The organism is Burkholderiales bacterium (assembly GCA_035560005.1).
GTDB lineage: Bacteria > Pseudomonadota > Gammaproteobacteria > Burkholderiales > Eutrophovitaceae > DASRFY01.
In genome coordinates this window covers 1-3435 of the sequence record DATMAN010000028.1, presented here as the reverse complement: position 1 = coordinate 3435, position 3435 = coordinate 1, and the positions used below count along the sequence as shown (strand labels likewise).

Genomic DNA, 3435 nt, shown 5'->3' with positions numbered 1-3435 from the left:
CCAGCGCGTGCAGACGGTGCTCGGAGAACAGCAACACCGCGGCAACCGCGAAGAAACCGACGACCGCCATCCCGGGGAGCGAACACCGGACGGAACGAAGCCGCGTATCGGAACCCATGCTCTCGCATGGAGCGCGCGGGGAGGGCACCGCAGGCGCGACATCGCACGACCATGCCGCGGATCACGAGCCTGGTGAGCACAGCGCACAAGCCGGGCGGGAAGGCGCCGGGCGCTTGCCGCTGTGACGGGCTGAGCGTTCCCGCCGGTTTGGGTCCGGCCCGAGATTCGATACCGTGCGCAGTGATACCGCTCGCCGACGTTGCACCCGCTACCGTTATGGCGACCAGCCCCGTGGAAAGCGCGGCGCAAGTTCCTCTGCTGCAACCGCCTCGTGCCGGCCTTCCCCCTACCTGAGCACTTCCCGCCTGCGGTTGTAAGTCTGGCGTCCTGAACGAGCGGTGATGTCCGTCGGGTCATGCTGCATCGACCGTGCGCAAGGCGCACGACGAACGGCGCCACACGATGATCGCGCAAGCCGCCCACTTCCTGGCGCAGCGCCGGGGCTTCACTCCCTGTTACGAACTGGAGGACTGGCTGGCGCAAAACTGGGCACGGATGGCGCGATCCGGACCAGCAACGGGGAAAGGCGCGAGCCCGGCAGTGACCGGCGCGTCAGGCTGTAAGTTCGGACAAACGGAGGCAAGGATGATGGGGGAAAATTTCTGGTTCTTCGGGATGCACGCGTTCTGGTGGTCGTTCTGGCTCGTTGTGGTGGTCGCGATCATCTACCTGCTGCTATCGGCCGGCCAGCGGCGCGAGCGTGGAGAAAGCGCGCGCGAGGTCCTCGACCGCCGCTATGCGGCCGGGGAAATTTCGACCCAGGAGTATGAGGAGCGAAAGGAGAAGCTGACGGACGCCTAGCCTCACCGCCCCGAGGCATGTCCAGGGCTACATCATCGCCGGCGAGCGATTGAGGCGTAGACGCTTTTCACGGAGCTGAACATGGCAATCGATCCCGTCTGTGGCATGCAAGTGGACGAGTCCGGCGCGGCGGCCAGCGCCGAGTGGGGCGGCAAGCGCTACTTCTTCTGTTCCGCGCACTGCGCCGCCAAGTTCAAGGCCCGTCCCGACAAGTACGCGGGACGCGGACCCGTTCCCGAGCCGCACGCGGAGCATGAACGCGTCCACCGTCATCACGGGGATCACGGGCCTGGACACGTAACTGCGACACCCTTCTCAGCCACTCCAGCCGGTGAGGTAAGGCGGGCCAAAGACCTCGCCAAGGACCCGATCTGCGGAATGATGGTAGACAAGGCGACCGCCCTAAACTCCGAGCGCGGCGGGCGCTCCTACTACTTCTGCAGCGTGGGCTGCCAGCGCACCTTCGAGTCGCCCGAGCAGGAGCTGAAGTCGATGCGCACGCGGGTGATGATCGCGCTCACCGGCGTGCTTGCGCTCGCCATCCTGCGCGCAGGAGCATTTCTCGCGCTCGCCGCCGGCGCGACCATCGTGACTTGGGCGCCGATCCCCGCCCTGCCCTGGTTCACGTGGGGGATGTGGCTGTTCCTGCTGGTCACCCCGGTGCAATTCATCGGCGGCTGGAGCTTCTACAAGGGTGCCTGGAGTGCGATCCGCACCCTGAGCATCAACATGGACTTCCTGATCGCGCTGGGCACCAGCGTAGCCTACTTCTACAGCGTCGCGGTACTCTTCTTCCCCGAGATCCTGCCGGTGAAGGTCGAGGAACGCGACGTCTACTTCGAGGTCTCGGCGGTGATCATCGCCTTCGTGCTGCTGGGCAAGTACATGGAAGAGCTGATCAAGAAACGCTCTTCCGCTGCCGTGCGCAAGCTGCTCGATCTCAAGCCCGCAATTGCGCACGTCATCCGTGACGGTACCGAGATGGAGGTACCCGCGGAGTCGCTGATGGTGGGTGAGATCGTTGTGGTGCGCCCCGGGGAAAAGATTCCCACCGACGGGGTCGTAATCGACGGTGCCTCGTCGGTGGACGAATCGATGCTGACCGGCGAATCGATGCCGGTGGAAAAGGCCGCCGGCTCCGAAGTCATCGGAGGGACCTTCAACCGCACCGGCCTGTTGCGCTTCAGGACCACCCAAGTCGGTGCGGACACCGCGCTCGCCCATATCATCAGGATGGTCGAGGAAGCGCAGGCGAGCAGCGCGCAGATCCAGCGCATCGCGGACCGCGTCACTGCCTATTTCGTGCCCGCGGTCGTCGCCGTTGCCTTCATCGCCTTTTTCGGATGGTGGATCGCCGGCAACTTTCCGCAGGGGCTGCTCGCCTTCATCGCGGTACTGATCATCGCCTGTCCTTGCGCGCTGGGCATCGCCACGCCGGCCGCACTGATGGTCGGGGTCGGCAAAGGCGCGGAAGCCGGCATCCTGATCCGCGGGGGCGAAGTCCTCGAGCGGGTGCAGAAGCTCACCACCGTGGTCTTCGACAAGACCGGCACGCTGACCAAAGGCGAGCCGGAGGTCACCGACATTGTGGTCCTGTCCACCAGGCCGGAACATGACGTGCTGTGTCTGGCCGCGGCATTGGAATCGGGTTCCGAGCATCCACTGGGCGAGGCCATCGTGCGGGCCGCCCGCCATCGGGGGATCGATCTGCCGCAGATCGAGCGTTTCGAAGCTCTCCCGGGGCACGGCATTCGCGGTCACGCGCGGGGCTGCAACGTCGTGCTGGGCAATCGGCGTTTGTTCTCGCGCGAGGGCATCGACATCTCCAGCGCCGAAGCGGCGATGCAACGCCTGGAATCGGACGGCAAGACCGCGATGCTGGTCGCCTGCGACCGTGAGCTCAGCGGGATCATTGCGGTCGCCGACACGTTGAAACCGGAAGCGAAAGATGCCGTTGCCGCGCTCAAGCGCGAAGGCGTGGAAGTAGTAATGCTCACCGGCGACAACCGGCGCACCGCGGAGGCCATCGCCCGGCAGCTCGGCATCACCGAAGTCATCGCCGAGGTGCTTCCGGAATCCAAGGCGCAGGTCATCCGCGACCTCCAGAAGCAGGGCAAGTCGGTGGCGATGGTAGGCGACGGGGTCAACGACGCGCCTGCACTGGCCACGGCCGATATCGGGATTGCGATCGGATCGGGCTCCGACGTGGCCAAGGAAACCGGCGGCATCATCCTGATCCGCAACGATGTGCGCGACGTGATCGCGGCCATCCGGCTGTCGCGCGCGACCATGACGAAGATCAAACAGAATCTGTTCTGGGCGTTCATATACAACAGCATCGGCGTTCCGATCGCGGCCCTGGGCCTTCTCAATCCGATCATCGCCGCGGCGGCGATGGCCCTGAGCTCGCTGTCCGTGATCGTGAATTCGGCGCTCTTGAAGAAAACGCGATTGTCGGACATCAGCCCGCCTACCCGCCTCGAGGCGGTACCCGCCTGAGGGCAGCAGTGGCGG

The 3435-nt window shown here is 65.2% G+C and carries 2 protein-coding genes; both read left to right on the top strand.

Annotated features, from left to right (window positions below; genetic code table 11):
• The first annotated feature begins 489 nt into the window (after positions 1-489).
• Positions 490-921, top strand: coding sequence for a DUF2934 domain-containing protein (locus VNM24_03330; GenBank protein ID HWQ37631.1), 432 nt, complete (start codon positions 490-492; stop codon positions 919-921).
• Positions 922-1002: 81 nt separating this feature from the next.
• Positions 1003-3420 (top strand): heavy metal translocating P-type ATPase, encoded by a 2418-nt coding sequence (locus VNM24_03325; GenBank protein ID HWQ37630.1) that lies wholly within the window; start codon positions 1003-1005, stop codon positions 3418-3420.
• The last annotated feature ends 15 nt before the right edge of the window (positions 3421-3435 follow it).

Bases quoted from the DNA above. Each gene is read 5' to 3' on its own strand.
- VNM24_03325 (HWQ37630.1), top strand. From the start codon at position 1,003: ATGGCAATCGATCCCGTCTGTGGCATGCAAGTGGACGAGTCCGGCGCG.